This window comes from Alcaligenes sp. SDU_A2, from assembly GCF_038237375.1.
Classification (GTDB): Bacteria; Pseudomonadota; Gammaproteobacteria; order Burkholderiales; family Burkholderiaceae_B; genus Alcaligenes.
This window is the reverse complement of the sequence record NZ_CP151273.1, coordinates 135,565-154,120: the sequence shown is the minus strand read 5'-3', so window position 1 is coordinate 154,120 and position 18,556 is coordinate 135,565. Positions and strand designations below refer to the sequence as shown.

Sequence of the window (18,556 nt, the reverse complement as noted above, 5' to 3'; positions counted from 1 at the left end):
ATGTCTCGTCGCGCTTTTGATGTGCTTATGAAAATCAGTTTTTTAAGAAAAAAATACATACGGCGGACTGCGCAGATCGGGTCGATGCTGTGCGGACGTGGGCGACTGCGGGCAGAGGCGTACCTGTAAGCTGCGACCGGCTCTGTGCTTTTGGCCTGTGTGAGCGCTGGCCAGGTGTGTTCCAGAAGGCAAGCGTTTTAGGGGTACAGCCCTTCTATTTTTTGGACGACAAGCGGCTCGGGCGGATCGGCCAATTCGATCTTGACGCCGATATCGGCCGGCTTGGCATAGTGCAGGCTGCTGGTGACCAGGGCATTGACGCCGGTGGCGGCGTAGGCAGCGGCATTGCCGGCATGGATGCCGCCGGCCGCCAACAGGGGAATGTCGGGATGGGTGGCTCGCAATTGGGGGACGATGTCCGCCAGTGACTCGGGGGCGACTTTGTCGAATTGGATGACATCGGCTCCGACATGAATGGCGCGGCGCGCCTGTTCCAGTCCGTCCGCCTCGATGACAATTTTCTTTTCGCACATGGCGTGCTTGTGTTGGGCGATGGCCTGACCGACTTGATCCCAACCGCCCAGCAGGGCGCGGTGCTGGGGAAAGACCAGTATGGTCTCGCCCAGGCCCAGGCGGTGCGGCATGGCTCCGCCGGCCAAAGTGGCTTTCAAGGCGAGTTTGCGTACGCCCGGTGCATGCTTGCGGGTGGTCAGCACGGCGACGGCCGGGTTGACGGCCTGGACGGCCTGCACGACATCGTGGGTTAGCGTGGCCACGCCACAGGCAAATTCCAGCAGATTCTGGCCTACCTTCCAGGCGCGCAGCAGGGCATGTGCCGGGCCGTGGGCCAGCAGCAGGGCCTGGCCGGGCGCGGCGCGCACACCGCTGGGCAGGTGTTGCAGGGTCTGGCCACCGCAGGTTTGCACCAACCGCAGTACTTCCTCGGTGCCGGCTACGGTGATATCGCCCCGGCAGATAAAGCGTAGGGTGGCGGCCTGTCCGGTCAGGCCCAGCATGTGGCTGGTCAGGTCCAGAAAGGAGGCATCCTCGCCGATCCACTGATCGATCTGGTTTTGTTCAAAAAATACACTCATGTGTGGTTCCCGTAGCGCCGCAGCGCCAGAAAGCAGCCCAGGGCCATGACGCCCAGCAGCCAGGACAGCGCATTGGCGCAGCCCGTGTCGCCGTCCAGCACGGCGTTATAGATGGATAGGGACAGGGTTTCGGTGCGGCCAGCGATGTTGCCGCCCAGCATCAGCGAGATGCCCACTTCGCCCAGGGCGCGTCCGCCGGACAGAATCAGGCCGGTGGCCAGGGCCGGACGCAGCAACGGCAGTTCCACCCGCAGAAAGTGTGACCAGGAGCCGTGGCCCAGCGTGGCGGCGGCTTCTTTCAAGCGGGGCGACATGGCTTGCAGGCCGTTCTGTACGGGTTTGACCATCAGTGGCAGGCCGGCAATAAAGGCGGCAATGACCAGTGCGGTCGGCTGAAATACCACCTCGGGCGACCAGCCCGTCAGGCCTGCCAGCCAACCTTGTCTGCCTAAAGCCAGCAGCAGTAGATAGCCGATGACAATGGGCGGAAAGACCAGTGGCAGGCTGACCAGGGCATCGAGCAAGGCGCGGCCGGGGAAACGCTTGCGTGCCAACACCCAGGCCAGGGTCAGGCCCAGCAGCAGTTGCGCTGCCAGGGCACCGGCCAGCACGCGCAGCGTCAGACCCAGCGAATCGGCCGGGCAGCCCAGCCAGACCTGCATCACAAACCGTGACGCGCCAGAATGGCTTTGGCCGATTCCGAACCCAGAAACTGTGTCCAGGCGCGTAGCGCGGGTGTTTCCTGGCGTCCTTTCAGGACGGCCAGGCTTAGGTCTATGGGGTCATAGCAACTGGCCGGCATGGGCACGATGGTGCCCAGCTTGTCTTTGTGGGCCAGGGCTTCGCTGCGGTTGATGAAACCGGCGTCCACTTCGCCGGTCAGCAGGTAACTGGACACTTGGGGCAGCATGGCCACTTCCACCGTGCGCCCTTGGGCCGGTACGCCTTCGCGTTGCAGACAGGTTGTGGCGGCGCGTCCGTAGACGGTTTTTTTGGCGTCGCCCAAGGCAATGCGCTGATAGGCCGGTTCTTTCAGGTCCTGGATGGAGACGATGGTTTTGCCTTTGGGGACGGCCAGCATCAGCGCACCTTGGCCGATGTTCACGAAGCGCTCGGCAATGCCCATAGGCTCCAGGAAAAAGCGGTCGCCGATGATGGCGGCGATTTCGGGGTTCTGTTCGCTTTGGGCGCGGACCTGTTGCATATTGCCAAAGCTGCTTTCTGCCGTCAGGCCGGTTTCTTTCTGGAATGTCTGCAGCAGTTCGGTGACGGGCTTGCGATAGCCTGCGCCGGTGGCCAGCAGCAGATCCGAGGCCTGGACGGGTAGGGTGGCCGCCAGCAGGCAGGCGGCGGACAGCAACAAAGATTTCATGGGATTTCCTGTTGTATGAATACGTTATGTGTTTTAGTTTATAACGAGATTGCACAGACAGGGATGGAGCAGGGCTTTTCCGGCAAGGTCAGGGGGACCGATCAGGAATAGGCGGTAAAAAAAATCCCCATCCTGAACCGGCAGGATGGGGATTTTTGGGGGCACCTGCCGCCCGGAGCCTGGCTCCGGGTGACATCGTGTGCTTTAGGCCTGGGCGGCCTTGAAGGCCAGACGCCACTGGTGCAGCAGAGGCTCGGTGTAGCCGTTGGGCTGTTCCAGACCTTTCAGTACCAGATCCTGAGCGGCGCGGAAGGCGAAAGAGCCTTCAAAGTTGCCGGCCATCTTGGTGTAGAGCGGGTCGCCGGCGTTTTGCTGGTCCACCACGGCAGCCATGCGCTGCAGGGTTTCAACCACTTGTTCGTGGGTGACGATGCCGTGCAGCAGCCAGTTGGCGATGTGCTGGCTGGAAATGCGCAGGGTGGCGCGGTCTTCCATCAGCCCCACGTCGTGGATGTCGGGTACCTTGGAGCAGCCCACGCCCTGGTCGATCCAGCGCACCACGTAACCCAGAATGCCTTGGGCGTTGTTGTCCAGCTCTTCCTGAATTTCCTTGGCGGACCAGTTGGTATCGGTGGCCACGGGAATGGTCAGGATGCTGTCCAGGTAGTCGTTGCTGTCGTTTTCCAGGCTCTTCTGGACGTCGACCACGTTGACCTGGTGGTAGTGCAGCGCGTGCAGCGTGGCGGCGGTGGGCGATGGCACCCAGGCGGTGTTGCCACCGGCTTTGACGTGACCGATCTTCTGCTCCAGCATCTCGGCCATCAGGTCGGGCATGGCCCACATGCCTTTACCGATCTGGGCGCGGCCGCGCAGACCGCATTGCAGGCCAACCTGCACGTTGTTGCGCTCGTAGGCAGGCTGCCAGACGGCCTGTTTCATGTCGGCCTTGCGCACCACTGCGCCGGCTTGCATGCAGGTGTGGATTTCGTCGCCGGTGCGGTCCAGAAAGCCGGTATTGATGAACACGACGCGTTCGGTGGCCTGGGCGATGGCGGCCTTCAGGTTCACGCTGGTGCGGCGCTCTTCGTCCATGATGCCCAGCTTGACGGTGTTGGCGGGCAGACCCAGCAGGCTTTCCACACGGTCGAAGATTTCGCAGGCAAAGGCCACTTCGTCGGGGCCGTGCATCTTGGGTTTGACCACGTACAGCGAACCGGCGCGCGAGTTTTTCTTCAGCTTCAGGTCGTGCATGCCGATCAGCGAGGTCAGCACGGCGTCCAGGATGCCCTCGGGGATTTCATTGCCTTCGCCGTCGATGATGGCGGGGTTGCTCATCAGGTGACCCACGTTGCGCACGAACATCAGCGAGCGGCCGGGCAGAACCTGGGTCTGGCCGTTCAGATCGGTGTACTGGCGGTCGTCGGCCAGGCGGCGGGTAAAGACTTTGTCGCCTTTACGGATTTCTTCGGTCAGCGAACCGTTCACCAGGCCCAGCCAGTTGCGGTAGGCCAGGGTCTTGTCAGCGGCGTCCACGGCCGCCACGGAGTCTTCGCAGTCCATGATGGTGGTCAGGGCTGATTCCAGGACGATGTCTTTGACGCCGGCTGGATCGGTCTGGCCGATGGGGCTGTTGGGGTCGATCTGCAGTTCAAAGTGCAGGCCGTTGTGCAGGAACACGATGGCTTCGGGCGCGTCGGGCTGGCCACGGTAACCCAACAGGGTGGAGGCGTCTTTCAGGCCGGTGTTGCTGCCGTTGTCCAGGGTGACGCGCAGTGCGCCGTCGGCAATGACGTAGGCCGTGGCTTGGACATGGTCGCCTTGGGCCAGGGGGATCGTGTCGTTCAGGAACTGGCGTGCAAAGGCGATTACTTTGGCACCGCGCACGGGGTTGTAGGCACCGCCGCGTTCTGCGCCGTCGGTATCAGGGATGGCGTTGGTGCCGTACAGCGCGTCGTACAGGCTGCCCCAGCGGGCGTTGACGGCGTTCAAGGCGTAGCGCGCATTCATGATGGGCACGACCAATTGCGGGCCGCCCTGCTCGGTGATCTCGGTGTCCACATTGGCGGTGTTCACGGTGACGGAGGCAGGTGCATCGCGCAGATAGCCGATGGACTTCAGGAACGTCTTGTATGCGCCCATGTCGGCGATGGGGCCGGGGTTGGCGCCGTGCCATTTGTCCAGTTCGGCCTGCAGGCGGTCGCGTTCGGCAAGCAGCGCGCGGTTTTTGGGGGCCAGATCATGTACCAGCTGGTCAAAGCCAGCCCAGAAGGACTCGGAGGAAACACCCGTGCCGGGCAAGGCTTCTTGTTCGATGAACTGATGAAGCACCTCGGCGACTTGCAATCGCTGGCAGGAGATTCGTGTGGTCATGGTTACCCTTGCTGATAGTTAAACGTGATTCGGTAAAGCAATGCCTGAGCGGCCATTTCGTGTAAAGGCCGCCAGGGGCGTTGCTGCTTGAACCCACCTAAAAAGCCGGCAGGCGGGGCCGTGTGCTAAACGTGCGCCCCAGGGGCGGTGTTTGGCGCGTATGACATCAGGGGCAAGCAGACCGAGTATCAACGATCACTTAAAAGCGCTAAACCCTTGCAACTTAGCCTTAAATGCGGCTAAGTTTGCGGCTTGATGGCAGACGGCATAATTCGTCCAGCACAATGCCAAGTTGGTTAGCGTTAAATTATGAAGGACTCGGACTGGCCGCACCTCATACTTATTGTAATAAGACTACATACTTATTGTATTCACTGCTTTTCGGCAAGTCTTATATAAGAGGTAGAAGACGCAACAGCACCGAAATGCTGAGAACAGACAATAGCGTAGACCACAGGATGGCACGCGAGACCAGGGCGCTATCCCGCATGTAGAGCGCCGCCAGCATGAAAGGGCCGGTGCCTGTGGGCAGGGCGGACAGCAGCACGGCAACGCTGGCCCATATAACCGGCATGTCGAACAAAACGAAGGCAAACAGCGCGGCCAAGGCCGGCTGGACCAGCATTTTCAGGGCCAAAACAACAGAAAGTCGTGTCCGCTGAGTGGACACAGGGGCTTGCGGTTGTGCCAGAAACAGTCCAATGCAGACCAATGCGCAAGGGCTGGCTGCCGCGCCCAGCAAGCCTGCCGTGCTGGATAGCCCGGCAGGCAGCGGCCAGTTGCCCAAGGCAAAAACCGAACCGGCCAGCGGTGCCAGCACCAGCGGATTGCGCAGCAGCGAGCGCCCCACTGTCCAGGCGACTGTCAGGCGCTGTCCCTTGTGCTGGTGCAGAAATTCGATCTTGGCCAGGGTGAAGGCGAACAGCAGACAGGCCGTCATGACGATGGCCAGCGCCACAATGGGCAGGCTGTCAGGGCCATACAACATCAGGCACAGTGGAATGCCCATATAGCCGGAGTTGGAATACGAGGCCGACAGCGCATCGAGGGCGGCATCAGGGCGCGCCACGCCCTGACGGCGGCTGGCGACCCAGCCCAGCGCATAGACGATGGCGATGCTCAGCAGCATGGCGGCGATAAAGCCGGGCTGGCGCAATTGGTCCAGGGGAATCTCGGCCATTGCCTTGAACAGCAGCGCGGGCAGCGCCAGATAGACCACGAACTTATTGAGCGCGTCCATCGCTTCGCCGCCGAGCACGCCGCCGCGCCGGGCCAGCCAGCCCAGCAAGATCAGTGAAAACGTCGGTAGCACAGCGTTGATGATCTGATTCACGGCAGCATCACGGACAGGAGCAATAAGCGGGCACTATAAACCGCTTATGATTGTCATGCCTGCTTTCGTATACTCGCTTTTTGTCCTGGAATTGTCGCCATGCTTGATCAGACCGGTTTCGCCCGCACGACCATTACGCCCGAATTGATGCCGTTCGAGGGCTACGAGGATGCTCGCCGTGCCGTGGAGCAATTGCGCACGATCTACGACCGGAATACGGCGTTTCTGCGTGATTCCTTTGCCCAGTGCCTGCAAACGGGGTTTGTGCGCGGCCAGCGTTTTCGGGCTTGCTATCCGGCAGTGCGCCTGCGGGTGGAAACCTACCAGGAAGTAGATAGCCGCCTGTCCTATGGTCATGTGGTCGAGCCGGGCACCTACATGACGACGGTCACGGCCCCCGATTTGTATTACGACTATTTGCTGGAGCAGTTGGAGCTGCTGATCCGCAATCACGGCGTGCAGGTAGAGATCGGTGAATCGTCTTTGCCTATTCCCCTGCATTTCGCCTTGAGCAATGGCGTCAAGTCCACGGTGACGGTCGTGCCCGAATCGCCCGGCGATACCTTGCGGGATCACTTCGATGTGCCCGATCTGGCGGTCATGGACGATGCCATTGTTAATGGCACCTGGGAGCGCGTGCATAACGAACCTTTGCCTCTGGCCCCGTTCAGTGCGCCGCGCATCGATTATTCCCTGCATCGCCTGCAGCACTACACCGCGACGCGCCCGGAGTATTTCCAGAACTTCGTGTTGTTCACCAATTACCAGTTCTATGTGGACGAGTTTTGCCAGTGGGCGCGCGATGTGCTGGCGGCGGACGACCAGGGCTATATCGATCTGGTCGAACCGGGCAATATCATTACCCCAGCGGGCGAACAGGCGGCCACGGTGGGTGCGCCGCTGGCGCGCGCCCCGCAAATGCCGTCCTACCATCTGCGGCGGGCCAATCATTCGGGCATTACCCTGATCAATATCGGGGTAGGGCCGTCCAATGCCAAGACCATTACCGACCATGTGGCTGTGCTGCGTCCGGCGGCCTGGCTGATGCTGGGCCATTGCGCAGGGCTGCGCACGACGCAGCGCCTTGGCGACTATGTGCTGGCCCACGGCTATGTACGCCAGGATCACGTGTTGGACGATGACCTGCCCACTTGGGTACCCATCCCTCCACTGGCGGAGATACAGGTAGCGCTGGAGCAGGCCGTGGCCGAGGTTGCGGGCCTGTCGGGTTGGGAGCTCAAGCGCATCATGCGCACGGGCACGGTGGCATCCATCGACAATCGCAACTGGGAACTGCGCGATCACCACGAACCGGTGCGCCGTCTGTCGCAGTCGCGGGCGATTGCGTTGGATATGGAGTCGGCCACCATCGCGGCCAATGGTTTCCGATTCCGTGTGCCGTACGGCACCTTGTTGTGCGTGTCCGACAAGCCGCTGCACGGCGAACTGAAGTTGCCGGGCATGGCCAGCGAGTTCTATGCGCGTCAGGTCGGTCAGCACTTGCACATCGGCATACGGGCGCTGGAGCTGCTGCGCGACATGCCCAAGGAACGTCTGCATTCGCGCAAGCTGCGCAGCTTTCTGGAAACGGCGTTTCAGTAAAGCGGGGGCGCGTCAGCGGTGGTTCACCCGGCGCGCCAGCCATTCGCCCGTAAATTGGATCAGCGACACCACGGCGATCAGGATCACGATGACTTCGAACATGACGCGGGTTTCGTAGCGTTCGTAGCCATAGCGTATGGCCAGATCGCCCAGACCACCCGCCCCGACCGCACCGGCCATGGCCGAGGCATTGATCATGGCGATGACGCAGACCGTCATGCCGCCGATGATGCCCGGCAGGGCCTCGGGCAAGAGCACATGCCGCACGATGTGACGGCGCTCGCAACCCATCGCCCGTGCCGCTTCGATCAGACCCGGGTCCACATCGTTCAGGCTGACCTGGGCGATGCGGGCAAAAAACGGGATCAGATTGGCCGAGAGCGGCACAATAGCGGCCCAGGTGCCTAGCGTGGTGCCGACCAGGGCGCGAGTGACCGGCAGCATGGCGATCAATAAAATAATGAAAGGCACGGCGCGCAAAGCGTTGATCAGCACCGACAGCGTCTTGTTGAAACGGGGCAGGGGGTAGATGCCTCCCGGGCCGCTAATGGTCAGCATCAGTGCGATCAGCAGACCGGCCGCAATGGCGATGATGGAGGAGATGCCCACCATAATCGTCGTTTCCAGGAAGGCGTTCAGGTACTTGTCGAGAGGTGGCGAAGACATGGTAGGGGTGCGCCATCAGTCAAAGACAGGGATGACCGAGCCTTCAAATTTGCTCTCGATAAAGCTTTTCACCGCCGGCGAGTGGTAGGCCTTGACCAGTTCCGGCACCCAGGGCGCGTTTTTGTCCTGTTCGCGTACGGCGATGATGTTCACATAGGGATTGTTGTCGGCCTTTTCGATGGCGATGCCGTCGCGGGTAGCGATCAGACCTGCCTGATAGGCAAAGCTGTTGACGATGGCAGCGGCGTCCACGTCAGGCAGCGAACGGGCCAGCACCACGGAGGCGCTTTCCACGAAGTTCAGCTTTCTGGGATTGCTGACCACATCGGCCAGGGTAATCGAGCCTTTGCGCGGGTCTGCGCCGTCTCGCAAGGTAATCAGGCCGTGGTCGCGCAGCACCACCAGCGCACGGGTCTGGTTGCTGGGGTCGTCGGGAATGCCTACCTTGGCCCCTTCGGGCAGGTCTTTGATGTTCTTGTGGCGTTGGGAATAAAAGGCAATGGGCGAGATCAAGGTGTGGGCGACCGGTACGATTTTGTAGCCGCGCTGTTTGATCTGGTCGTTCAGGTAGGGAATGTGCTGAAAGGAGTTGGCGTCCAGATCGCCATTGTTCAGGGCCTCGTTGGGGCTGGCGGTGCCGGTAATGACGATGGGTTGCACCTTCAGGCCGTTTTTGGCGGCGACCTGGGTGACGACTTCCCAGATCTGTTCGTCCACGCCGCCGCGCACGCCGACTTTCAGGGGCGCATCGCTGGCCCAGGCCGCAGAGGAGGTCAGAACGAACAGGGCGAGCAGACGGCGGGCAAGATTGGGTTTCATGGCGGCTTCCTTGATAAACGTAATGGATAGATCCATTCTAGGAAGCTGGCCGTCTGCGCCCTACGACAGAGTGCTTACAAGGTTATGCCGGGCGCAGGCGTAAACATATAGCCTGCGCTTGCGGCGCGTGACATCAACGCGTCTGGGCAATGGCCTCGCGTGCTTTTTTGACCAGATCCTCGCCGATCGTCTTGGTCCATTTTTCGACCACGGGTGCGGTGGCTTGCGTAAAGGCCTGATGTTGCTCGGGCGTCAGGCGCGTAATGGTCACGCCGTGGCCTTCGATCTCTTTGAGCAGGCTGGGGTCGGCCGCCGTGATTCCTTTGCGGGCAATTTCGATTTCGCGCTTGCCGGCTTCGATGGCCGCTTCGCGCACGATCTTCTGGTCTTCGGGCGACCAGGATTTCCAGACATCGCGGTTGACCACGAATACCAGCGGATCGGACACATAGTTCCAGAGTGTCAGGTACTGTTGCTGTACGTCATACAGCTTGGCACCGGCATAGATGGACAGGGGGTTTTCCTGGCCGTCCACGGCCTTGCTGGCCAGGGCGGGCTGGGCATCGGCCCAGCTCATCTGCGTGGGGTTGGCACCCAAGGCGGTAAAGGTGTCGATGTACAGTGGCGAACCCACCACACGCAGCTTCAGTCCTTTCATGTCCTCGGGCTTGGAGACGACGTGTTTGGAATTGCTCAGTTGCCGAAAGCCGTTCTCGCCCCAGGCCAGCGGCACGACGCCGGCTTTTTCGATATAGCCGAACAGCTCTTTGCCGACTTCGCCCTGGATCAGCGCATCGGTGGCCTTGGCGTCCGGCTGCAGAAAGGGCAGTGAAAACAGGTTCAGCTGCTTGATCTGCGGAGACCAGTTGATGGTGGAGCCTACGGCCATGTCGATCAGACCCTGGCGGATGGCGGTAAATTCGCGCGTCTGGTCGCCCTGCACCAGCGAGGTGCCCGGATATATCTTGATATTGATGCGTCCATCGGTGCGTTCGCGCACCAGGTCGGACCAGATCACGGCACCTTGTCCCCAGGGGAAAGTCGTGCCCACCACGATAGACAGCTTGTATTCGGATTTGTAGGCCGCCTGGGCGGGGGTAACGGCGGCCAGTGTGGCGGCCGTGCAGGCCAGGGCGGCCAGGATGTGTCGCAGTTTCATGGGCTAGTCTCCCTTTTTGGTCAGCAATAACGAATCGTTCTAGTTGAAACCCAGGTAGCGCGGCAGCCACAGGGCGATGTCGGGTTGGGCGATGACCAGCAGCATGGTGCTGGCCATGCCCAGCAAAAGCCAGCCCACCCAGCGCAGCGTGCTTTCCATCGGCACGCCGGCGATGCGGCAGGACACCATCAGGTTCACGGCCACCGGCGGGGTAAATTGGCCCAGCGCTACATTCAGGGTCAGCAGCACGCCGAACCAGACCGGGTGCCAGCCGAAGTTGTGCACAATGGGCATGAACAGCGGCACGAAGATCAGAAAGATGGAAATGCCGTCCAGGAACATGCCCAGCACGATCAGCAGCAGGATCATCAGCGCCAGAATGCCGTATTCGCCCAGTCCCGAGTGGATGATGGCATGGGTGAGCGGATCGACGATGCTTAGCGTGGACAAGGCCCAGGCAAAAATACCGGCCAGGGCCACCACCATCATGATCACAGCCGACAGTTCGGCCGCTTCGCGCAGGATTTCGAACAGATCGCGCACCCGTATGCTGCGATACACGACCATGCCTACGAATAAGCCGTAGAACACCGCCACGACGGCCGCTTCGGTCGGGGTGAACAGGCCCATGCGCATGCCCCCCAGGATAATGACCGGCGCGATCAATCCCCAAGATGCCTCGCGCAGGCTGCGCCAGAATGGCGGACGTGGCAGCTGCGATTCCGCCGTGCCCAGCTTGTGGCGGCGCGACAGCCAGACGGCGGGGATGACCAGGCCCAGGCCCGCCAGGATGCCGGGTAGCATGCCGGCGGCAAACAGCGCCGGCACGGAGGCCTCGGGCACCAGGACGGAATAGACAATAAAGGCGATCGAGGGCGGAATCAGGATATCGGTGGCTGCGCCTGCCGCCACCACGCTGGCCGAGAAGGAACTGGGGTAGCCGGCGCGTTTCATGGCACCGATCATGACCGCGCCCACGGCGGCGGCGCAGGCCGGCCCCGAGCCGGAGATGCCCCCCAGGAACATCGCCACGGCAATGGCCACCAGCGGCAGCATGCCGGGGCCGCGTCCGACGACGGCAATCGCAAAGTTGACCAGGCGGGCGGCGACGCCGGAGCGGTCGAAAATAGAGCCCACCAGCACGAACATGGGAATGGCCAGGAGCGGGTACTTGGCCAGACCGGCATAAAAACTTTGGGGCACGGCCATCAGGCCAAACCAGTGCGTATCCAGATTGGACATGACGATGGCAAAGGCACCGCCCAGCCCCAGGGCCACGCCCACCGGTACGCCCAGCACCATCAGAGCAATAAAGATCAGGAACAGGCCCGTGGCGATCATGGCGTGCTCCGCCAGCGGCGCAGCCACATGCCCAGCAGGCGCAGGCTCAGGGTGGTGGACAGGATGGGCAGCCACATGGAATACCACCAGGTGGGTACGCCGATGGAAGGCGATGTATCGCCCCACTCCAGCTCGTCCAGGGCCATGCGACCCGACAGCACGGCCAGCCCTACAAAGAACAGCAGCGTCACGCCAATAGCGAACAGAGCCATGCGACGTCGACGCCGTTCGGCCCCTGCGTCGGCCAGCACTTCGATGCGGATATGCAGATGGCGCACAAAAGCGCTGGAGCCGGCGTTCAAGGTCAGCACCACCAGCAGGAAAATGGAGATTTCTTCGGTCCAGGCAAAGGAGGAATCAGTCAGATAGCGGACGATGACATTGGCAAATGTGATCAGCGCCAGCATGCCCATGATCAGGACCGATGCCCAGTCTTCCAGTTGCAAAGGGATGCAGGGGGCGGACTCTGGAGAGGAGGCCGGATGTTCGCCCGGTTGATCGTGGGAGCAGGATTGCATGTGAAGGGAGGCGGGTGTTTGCGACAAAGCTACATGCTAGCGGTCATGGGGCGCGCTGGCAGTGGGTAATTTCCCCCGGACGAGCCGCCAGCGTGCTCCTCAAACAGCACGCTCCTTGCCTTTCGCCCCAACGTCCTGACAAGGCGCAGGCCCTGATTGGCCCGCCGACCCGGCAGGCGTCCTACTTCTTCTTGTTTTCTTTCTTGTCCTTTTTCTCTTTTTTATCGGCTTTTTTGTCTTTTTTGCCGTCCTTTTTCTTTTTGGACTTTTTATCTTTCTTGTTTTTCTTTTTGTCTTTCCTCTTGTCGTCGTTATCCTCGTCCACCGAGACCTCGGTCTTGGCTGGCTTTCCCAGCGGGGCCGTGCGGGCGTGTTCCAGTTCGGCTTCCAGCTCGGCGGCGGCGGCGCGCAGTTCGTTTGCAGCGGCCTGGCGGCGTTCGTCGGCCGGTTGTGGGGCGATCATGGTGCCGCGGCACTGGGGGGCACCGCACAGGCAGCGGTAGTTCTGTTTAAGTTCGTCGGTGATTTCGTCATCGATGACCAGCGAATAGTCGTACAAGAGTTCTTGCCCGGCCGGGATATCGCGCATGGCGACGATAAACACGCGCGAACCATCGCTGTTTTCGTGGCCTTCGCAGTTGGGGGCGCAGGAATGGTTGATCCAGCGCGAGTCGTTGCCGCCTTGCCCGCCGTCCACGATCTTGCCGTTGCTCAACGCAAAGAAGAACGTGTGGAAAGGATCGTCCGGATTGACGGGGAACATCGCGTCGGCCTGCTCGGGCGTCAGCCGTTTGCCGGCATATTGCAGGATGCGGGTGCCGGCCGGAATATCCCGGTTGGCGAACACGCCGTTGCCATGCAACTGCGAGGGTTTGACGATGTGCCAGGGCTGGCGTGGAGCGACCATGAGCGAAGTGCCTGTAAAAAAGAATAAACTGGAAGGCGATCTCTATCTTACTCTTACCGAACTTGCAGGGCCACGTAACCATGTCAGTCGAACCGATCGCTCGCAACGGCGCGCAACTCTTGCTTGAAACTTTGATCGCCCAGGGGGTGGATACCATTTTTGGATATCCTGGCGGAGCGGTGTTACCGCTGTACGACGCTCTGTATGCCGAGCCGCGAATTCGCCACATTCTGGTGCGTCACGAGCAGGCTGCCGTGCATGCGGCCGAAGGCTATGCGCGCAGCACAGGCAAACCCGGCGTGGTGCTGGTCACCTCCGGCCCTGGCATGGCCAATACCACGTCGGGTTTGCTTGATGCCTTGTGCGATTCCATTCCGGTATTGTGCATCAGCGGCCAGGTGGCCACCACGGCGATTGGCACGTCTGCCTTTCAGGAGTGCGATGCCGTGGGCATCTCGCGCCCTGTGACCAAATGGAATGCCCAGGTGCGCCGTGTCGAGGACGTGGCGGCGCTGGGTGCCAAGGCGCTGCGCCTGTGCATGCAGGGCCGTCCCGGCCCGGTGCTGTTGGATTTTCCCAAGGATATCCAGATGGCGGCCGCTCCGGCGGCCCATGTAGAACCCGAGGAAGCGCAAGCGCCCGTCGCTCAGGCCTCGCCGGTTCAGGAAGCGGCGATTAAGCGTGCGGCTGCCTTGATCGCCCACGCCCGCCGCCCCGTGTTCTATGGCGGCGGCGGTTTAATTAATTCCGGGGCCGATGCCTGCCATGCCTTCACCAGTCTGGTGCAGGAAACCGGCGCGCCCTGCACCCTGACCCTGATGGGGCTGGGTGCCTATCCGGCTAAGGATGCGCAGTTCGTGGGCATGCTGGGCATGCACGGCACGCTGGAGGCCAATTTGGCCATGCACCATGCCGACCTGATCATCTGCGTCGGTGCGCGGTTCGATGACCGCATCACCGGTCGGCTGTCGGACTTTTGTCCGCATGCCAGCAAGATTCATATCGATATCGATCCCGGCTCCATCGACAAGGTGGTGCGTGCCGACGTGGCGCTGGTGGGCGATTGTTACCCGCTGCTGCGCGCGTTGCGCAAAGAACTGTCACTGCACGAGCTGCCCGATGGGCGCTTGGACGACTGGTGGCAGCGCATCGGGGTCTGGCGCGCCCAGGAGTGTCTGAAGGTGACGCCGCGCGCCGATGCCATCTTGCCCCAGCATTTGCTGCAAAGCCTGGATGCGCATCTGGCGGGGCGGGATGCGATTGTGTCTACCGATGTCGGTCAGCATCAGATGTGGGCGGCGCAGTACATCCGTTTCAACCGGCCACGCCGCTGGCTGACCTCGGGCGGCGCCGGCACGATGGGCTATGGTCTGCCGGCGGCGCTGGGCGCGCAGGTGGCGCACCCGGACAAGCTGGTGGTGTGCGTCAGCGGCGATGCGTCGGTGTTGATGAATATCCAGGAACTGGCCACGGCCGTGCAGCATCGTGCCCCAGTCAAAGTCATTCTGTGCAATAACCGTCATATGGGCATGGTGCGCCAGTGGCAGGAATTGATTCACGACGGGCGGTATAGCCACAGTTATAACGAGGCCTTGCCGGATTTTGTGGCCTTGGCCCGCGCCTTTGGCTGGCAGGCCCAGTCGGTATCCCAGCCCGATCAGTTGGATGCGGCGCTGGAGCGCTGCCTGGCGCACGATGGCCCGTTCTTCTTGAATGTGGAAGTCCTGGCCCTGGAAAATTGCTTTCCCATGATGCCGGCCGGCTATGGACACCAGCAGGTGATGCTGTCCGAAGACAACTGGTACGTGGAAGAATAAACCGGCGCGGGCGTGGAAACCCCTATGTTGCCGCGTCCCGCCTGCGATTTAAATAGTCTGTTCCATACCAACTGGAGGGGAAGTCATGCTGTGCAAACGGATGAAGAACGGCCTGCTGGCCGCGGCCCTGACCCTGGGCTTGAGCTGGACGGCGGCGGCAGGGGCGCAAACCCCGCTGAAACTGGCCTATGCCTTGTCCACCAGCTCGCACTATGGTGCCGGTGCCAAGGCTTTGGCCGAATCGCTGGAAAAAGGTGGGCAGTATAAGGTCGAGGCTTTCCCGAATAGCGCCTTGGGTGGCGAACGAGAGGTGATCGAGGGCTTGCAACTGGGCACGATAGACCTGGCTATTGTGTCTACGGGGGCCACGCTGAACTTTGTGCCCAAGACCGGTGTGTTCGACATTCCCTTTCTGTTTCGTGATCTGAACCATGCCCGCCATGTGCTGGACGGCAAGATCGGTCAGGACATGTTGGCCGAGTTCCCCAAGCGCGGCATTGTGGCGCTGGCCTGGGGAGAGCAGGGTTTCCGGCATTTGACCAATAATGTGCGTCCGGTCGTCACGCCCGACGATGCCAAGGGCCTGAAGATCCGCACCACGGAAAATCCCATCCATATCGCCGCTTTCCGGCAGATGGGTATCCTGGCGACCCCCATGGCCTGGCCGGAAGTGGCCACGGCTTTGCAGCAAGGCACCATAGACGGGCAGGAAAACCCCTTGTCGGTCATTGTGTCGGCCAAGCTGCCGCAGTTGCAGAAATACCTGTCGCTGACCGCGCATGTGTACGGTCCTGCACTGGTGCTGATGTCGCCCGCTACGTACGATGGCCTGTCCGATGCCGACAAACAATTGTTCAAGGAGGCGGGCGTGGCCGCCGCCCAGGCCATGCGCGTCTATGTGGACGACATCGAAAAGTCCGGCGTGGATGCGGTCAAGGAACAGGGCATGCAGGTCAATACCGTGGATCATGCGGCGTTTGCCAAAGCGGTCGAGCCCGTTTACCCGCAGTATTACAAGCAGTTCGGCCAGGAGCTGGTCGACGCGATACGTCAGACCCAGTAAGCGGCGCGCACCATGAAAGCCGTGCTGTCCATTCTGGACCGGGGGCTGTTCCGGGGCGTGTCCTGGCTGGCGCAGGCCTTGTTGTTGTCGGCCGTGCTGGCGGCGTTTTATCAGGTCATTGCCCGTTTCCTGCTCCAGTCGCCTGCCGACTGGAGCGAGGCCTGGTCGCGGGCGGCGCTGATCTGGACAGTCATGCTGGGCCTGTGCCTGGCCTTGCGTCAGGGGGCCATGTTAAGCGTAGACGTGGCGCGTCTTTGGTTAAAGGCGCGTGCGCAGCGCTGGTTGGATGGCGCGGTGTTGCTGATCTGCCTGGTCTTTTTTGCTTTGCTGGCCTGGGTGGGCGGGCAGATGAGCTGGCGCGTGCGGTTTCAGACCATGCCCAGTCTGGAATGGTCCATTTCCTGGGTGTACATTGCCATTCCGATCGGCGCGGTGCTGGCTATGTTGGGTTTGCTGGCGCGCTGGCTCGATAATCCCGCTCCTGCGGTCGTTGACGATACGCAGCTCTAGCCTGAACCGGAGAAGACGTCGTGCCCCAGATCATGCTCTTGTCCATGTTGTTGTTTTTCGTGTTGACCGTGCCGGTAGCCATTGCTGTCGGTCTGGCCAATATGGCCGGGGTGGCTTGGGAAGGGCGCATGACCTTTCTGGTCATTGCCCAGCAGTTGTACGCGGCGCTGGATAAGTATCCTTTGGTGGCCGTGCCGTTTTTCATCCTGGCCGGGAACTTGATGGAGGCCGGTGGCATTTCGAGCCGCATGGTGGAATTTGCCAAGAGTGTGGTGGGCGGTTTTCAGGGCGGGTTGGCCTGTAGTTGCGTGCTGACCTGCATGATTTTTGCCGCTGTGGCCGGTTCCAGTGTAGCCACGACGTTTGCCGTGGGTGCCATCCTGATACCTGCGATGGTGCGTCATGGCTATCCGCGCCCGTTTGCGGCCTCTTTGCAGGCTTCGGCGGCGGAATTGGGCGTGATCATCCCGCCTTCGATTCCCATGATTTTATTTGCCGTGTCCACGGATACATCGGTGGGTGAACTGTTCGTGGCGGGTCTGGGGCCGGGGCTGCTGATCGGTGGGGCTTTGATGTTGTATGTGTGGCTGTATGCGCGCCGTCACGGTCTGGGTCTGCAGGACGGTCAGGGGCGCTTGCGCCTGTGGCCGGCATTGCGCCAGGCCTGGCTGGCGCTGTTGATGCCGGTGATTATTCTGGGTGGCATTTATGGTGGCGTTTTTACGCCTACCGAAGCGTCGGCGGTGGCGGTGGTGTATGCCTTGTTCATCGGCCTGTTTGTGTACCGGACATTAAGTCTGCGCGATCTGTCCAAGGTGCTGCACCGTTCGGTGGTGTCCACGGCTGTCATCATGTTTATTATTGCCAACGCCGGGGTGTTTGGCTTTTTGTTGAATCGCGCCGGCATTCCGGCCGCCTTGGGGGCCTGGCTGGGCGAGATTTTTACCAGTCCTATGACTTTCCTGCTGGGGGTGAATGCCGCCTTGTTTTTCATCGGCATGTTCATCGAAACCTCCGCATCGATTGTGGTGCTGGCTCCGTTGCTGTTGCCGGTGGCTCTGCATTTCGGTATTGATCCGGCCCATTTCGGGGTCATTATGGTAGTCAATCTGGCTTTGGGCATGGTGACCCCACCGTTTGGCGTCAATTTGTTTGCCGCCTGCGCGGTGGCGGGCATTTCGCTGGAAAAACTGGTTCGGCCGCTTTTGCCTTTTGTGCTGGTGGTGATGGCGTGTTTGATGGTGATCAGCTATGTGCCTGAAGTCAGCCTGTGGGCACGGGACCTGGTGTATCGTTAGTTCATCGTTCGCCTTGTTTCGGTGCTTTCATGACGTATCTGGCCTTGTTGCTGGCCCATTTGCTGGCCGCCCTGTTTTTTATCGGCACGGTATTTTTCGAGGTGCTGATGCTCGCGCCGATTGCCCGTCGTGTTCCCAAGACGGCGATGCGCACCGTCGAAATGGAGCTGGGTCGGCGCGCGCGCCGCATCATGCCCTGGGTGTTGCTGGTGCTGTATGGTGCCGGGCTGGGTCTGGCCTGGCAGCATCGCGCCCTGTTGGCGGCCGGGGGCGCTCCGGCCTGGCTGCTGGGGGCCAAGATTGCATTGGCGTTAAGCGTCTTTGGGCATTTCATTGCCGTCATGGTCTTGACCCGTCGTGGTGCCATGACAGGTCAGCGTTCGCGCTTGATCCATCGTAGCGTCTTTGTGCATGTGTTGCTGATCGTCGTGCTGGCCAAGTCCTTGTTCTACTTTCCGTTCTAGCCTTTCGGTTTGTTTTTGTGCTGCCGTCGCAGTGATCTGTGTTGATGAGCTGGGGCTGAAGAAAGCAGGATGACGCCGGTCAGGCTCCGGGCATGGTCGTCCGGGCTGACAGCTTGCCGGCGCTGCGCGCCGGTTCCCTGGTCGAAGGACCGTTTCGGGCGCGCCTTGAACTCGTCCGGGCGGTTCGCCCCCCGGACGAACCACAAGCGCCGGACTCACACAG

General features: G+C 61.2%; 17 protein-coding genes. 6 read left to right on the top strand and 11 right to left on the bottom strand.

What is annotated here, in order from left to right; genetic code table 11:
- Positions 1–197: 197 nt before the first annotated feature.
- The 5 genes from modD to AADW57_RS00690 form a co-directional block, all read right to left on the bottom strand.
- Positions 198–1,094, bottom strand: coding sequence for a ModD protein (gene modD, locus AADW57_RS00710; RefSeq protein ID WP_341668150.1), 897 nt, complete (start codon positions 1,092–1,094; stop codon positions 198–200).
- On the bottom strand, positions 1,091–1,756 hold the full coding sequence (gene modB / locus AADW57_RS00705) for a molybdate ABC transporter permease subunit (RefSeq protein ID WP_341668149.1): 666 nt from the start codon (positions 1,754–1,756) through the stop codon (positions 1,091–1,093). Before modB ends, modD begins: the two co-directional genes overlap by 4 nt.
- A complete protein-coding gene (gene modA / locus AADW57_RS00700; RefSeq protein WP_341668148.1) occupies positions 1,756–2,466 on the bottom strand; it encodes a molybdate ABC transporter substrate-binding protein in 711 nt (236 codons plus the stop codon). The genes modB and modA overlap by 1 nt, the downstream gene beginning before the upstream one ends.
- 204 nt (positions 2,467–2,670) lie before the next feature.
- The gene (locus AADW57_RS00695; protein WP_341668147.1) at positions 2,671–4,836 is read right to left on the bottom strand and encodes a malate synthase G; all 2,166 of its coding nucleotides are present in this window, start codon (positions 4,834–4,836) and stop codon (positions 2,671–2,673) included.
- A gap of 391 nt (positions 4,837–5,227) precedes the next feature.
- Complete coding sequence (locus AADW57_RS00690; RefSeq protein WP_341668146.1) at positions 5,228–6,169, bottom strand: AEC family transporter; 942 nt, start codon at positions 6,167–6,169, stop codon at positions 5,228–5,230.
- A 99-nt stretch (positions 6,170–6,268) separates the two neighbouring features.
- Here AADW57_RS00690 and AADW57_RS00685 point away from each other — a divergent pair, with 99 nt between their 5' ends.
- Complete coding sequence (locus tag AADW57_RS00685) at positions 6,269–7,771, top strand: AMP nucleosidase (protein WP_341668145.1); 1,503 nt, start codon at positions 6,269–6,271, stop codon at positions 7,769–7,771.
- 12 nt (positions 7,772–7,783) lie between these two features.
- On the opposite strand, the gene AADW57_RS00680 is transcribed toward AADW57_RS00685, so the two are convergent.
- The 6 genes from AADW57_RS00680 to AADW57_RS00655 all read right to left on the bottom strand — a co-directional run bounded on the left by AADW57_RS00680 (position 7,784) and on the right by AADW57_RS00655 (position 13,181).
- The gene (locus AADW57_RS00680; protein ID WP_341668144.1) at positions 7,784–8,437 is read right to left on the bottom strand and encodes a methionine ABC transporter permease; all 654 of its coding nucleotides are present in this window, start codon (positions 8,435–8,437) and stop codon (positions 7,784–7,786) included.
- Positions 8,438–8,452: 15 nt separating this feature from the next.
- Positions 8,453–9,256: a MetQ/NlpA family ABC transporter substrate-binding protein gene (locus tag AADW57_RS00675; RefSeq protein ID WP_341668143.1), complete on the bottom strand. Its 804-nt coding sequence runs from the start codon at positions 9,254–9,256 to the stop codon at positions 8,453–8,455.
- Between the two features lie 133 nt (positions 9,257–9,389).
- On the bottom strand, positions 9,390–10,415 hold the full coding sequence (locus AADW57_RS00670) for a DctP family TRAP transporter solute-binding subunit (RefSeq protein WP_341668141.1): 1,026 nt from the start codon (positions 10,413–10,415) through the stop codon (positions 9,390–9,392).
- A gap of 39 nt (positions 10,416–10,454) precedes the next feature.
- Positions 10,455–11,756 carry a TRAP transporter large permease gene (locus AADW57_RS00665; RefSeq protein ID WP_341668140.1) on the bottom strand — a complete coding sequence of 434 codons (1,302 nt, stop codon included), beginning with the start codon at positions 11,754–11,756 and terminating at the stop codon, positions 10,455–10,457.
- Complete coding sequence (locus AADW57_RS00660) at positions 11,753–12,274, bottom strand: TRAP transporter small permease (protein ID WP_341668139.1); 522 nt, start codon at positions 12,272–12,274, stop codon at positions 11,753–11,755. The genes AADW57_RS00665 and AADW57_RS00660 overlap by 4 nt, the downstream gene beginning before the upstream one ends.
- A 181-nt stretch (positions 12,275–12,455) precedes the next feature.
- Positions 12,456–13,181, bottom strand: a complete 726-nt coding sequence (locus AADW57_RS00655) for an SET domain-containing protein (RefSeq protein WP_341668138.1) — start codon at positions 13,179–13,181, stop codon at positions 12,456–12,458.
- Between the two features lie 80 nt (positions 13,182–13,261).
- On the opposite strand from AADW57_RS00655, the gene ilvB reads away from it, so the two are divergent.
- The 5 genes from ilvB to AADW57_RS00630 all read left to right on the top strand — a co-directional run bounded on the left by ilvB (position 13,262) and on the right by AADW57_RS00630 (position 18,333).
- A complete protein-coding gene (gene ilvB, locus AADW57_RS00650) occupies positions 13,262–14,998 on the top strand; it encodes a biosynthetic-type acetolactate synthase large subunit (RefSeq protein ID WP_341668137.1) in 1,737 nt (578 codons plus the stop codon).
- A 100-nt stretch (positions 14,999–15,098) separates the two neighbouring features.
- Positions 15,099–16,061, top strand: a complete 963-nt coding sequence (locus tag AADW57_RS00645) for a TRAP transporter substrate-binding protein (RefSeq protein WP_341669631.1) — start codon at positions 15,099–15,101, stop codon at positions 16,059–16,061.
- Positions 16,062–16,073: 12 nt separating this feature from the next.
- Complete coding sequence (locus tag AADW57_RS00640; protein ID WP_341668136.1) at positions 16,074–16,571, top strand: TRAP transporter small permease; 498 nt, start codon at positions 16,074–16,076, stop codon at positions 16,569–16,571.
- A 20-nt stretch (positions 16,572–16,591) separates the two neighbouring features.
- On the top strand, positions 16,592–17,869 hold the full coding sequence (locus tag AADW57_RS00635) for a TRAP transporter large permease (protein ID WP_341668135.1): 1,278 nt from the start codon (positions 16,592–16,594) through the stop codon (positions 17,867–17,869).
- A gap of 29 nt (positions 17,870–17,898) precedes the next feature.
- Positions 17,899–18,333 carry a CopD family copper resistance protein gene (locus tag AADW57_RS00630; RefSeq protein WP_341668134.1) on the top strand — a complete coding sequence of 145 codons (435 nt, stop codon included), beginning with the start codon at positions 17,899–17,901 and terminating at the stop codon, positions 18,331–18,333.
- Positions 18,334–18,556 lie beyond the last annotated feature (223 nt).